1 protein-coding gene and 1 pseudogene are annotated in these 1090 nt (G+C 40.6%); one reads left to right on the forward strand and one right to left on the reverse strand.

Features of this window, described 5'->3' with window-relative positions; genetic code table 11:
• Positions 1-3: 3 nt before the first annotated feature.
• Positions 4-228, reverse strand: coding sequence for a hypothetical protein (locus tag GGR08_RS08000; protein ID WP_183194765.1), 225 nt, complete (start codon positions 226-228; stop codon positions 4-6).
• Between GGR08_RS08000 and GGR08_RS08005 the strand changes: the two are divergent.
• Positions 146-1090, forward strand: a pseudogene (locus GGR08_RS08005) (ShlB/FhaC/HecB family hemolysin secretion/activation protein); the annotation flags it as partial. The gene GGR08_RS08000 and the pseudogene GGR08_RS08005 sit on opposite strands and share 83 nt — an antisense overlap.

A 1090-nucleotide genomic window follows, 5' to 3' on the forward strand; every position in this document is an offset into this window, starting at 1 on the left:
TCCTCAGCAGTTAAAATAAAGTAGTTTTGGGTGCCACTTTTCTTTGGTCACAGAGGCATGTGCTTTTGTTAAAAGCGTCATAGGGCAGTGGCTGTTTTGAGTGGTGTTGTTAGCGGTTCCATGAAGTTCCTTTAAATCATGCTTCATGAATAGTGCAAAGCGGGGGCAATCTGTATTGTTTTGTGTATTTTTACGCCAAAGTTCTCTTTTGAGAATTTTTCGTGCCATTGTTGTTTTCTTTGGTTTGTTTACAGGTGTAAATGTTTATGCGCGCTCCTCAGCTATTTTTCATTCCCCAACAGATAATTTTTCTCGTAGGTATTCAGAAAAGCAGTAATTAGAAAGAATTGAGAAATTACGGTCTTTAACGCCTAAAAGGATCAAGACGCCTTCAGAGCAAAATCCAGAAACGCTTTTGGATGGGAAACAATGTTTTCCAATTCATGCTCTTGTTGTTGAGGGAGTGCATCATGTCAAAAAGCGCTCTATATCAGCCGTAACAGGGCCTTATGTTGGAAGATGTATTGGTCTTGTTGATATTCAGCTCTTAATCAAGCAGTTAACCAAAGTTTATTTGGATCAAGGCTATGTGACGGCGCGTTTTTACATTCCTGATCAAGATATTAAAAACAGTAAGACGTTGAAATTTATTGTCGTTGAGGGCAAGCTCTCAGAGATTTACTATAATGGTTCACCGGCGTCTCGTTATAATAATGTTGTATGGAGTGCTTTTCCTGGGCTTCAAGGTCATGTTCTGAACATGCGCGATATTGAACAGGGGCTTGATCAGATCAATCGTTTGAGTTCAGCGCACGCTCAAAGCGAACTTCTTCCAGGGCGTGAAGAAGGGAGCACCATTGTCAATATTAACAATCATCCCGATAAAACTTTCAAGGTTACTGTTTCTCATGACAATATGGGACAAGCCTCTACGGGTTATGCGCGTTATAGAGCAGGCTTGAGGGTAGAAAATATTTTAGGGATGAATGATGCGTGGGATTTTAACTATCAACACAGTGAGCCCGATTATTGGGGTGGAAGCAAGCAAGAAGGACATAGTAATAACATTTCAGCGAGTGTGAGTATTCCG

Source organism: Bartonella fuyuanensis, assembly GCF_014197255.1.
GTDB lineage: Bacteria > Pseudomonadota > Alphaproteobacteria > Rhizobiales > Rhizobiaceae > Bartonella > Bartonella fuyuanensis.

Excerpts from the sequence above, each read along its gene's own strand:
- GGR08_RS08000 (WP_183194765.1), bottom strand. The coding sequence starts at position 228 with ATGGCACGAAAAATTCTCAAAAGAGAACTTTGGCGTAAAAATACACAA.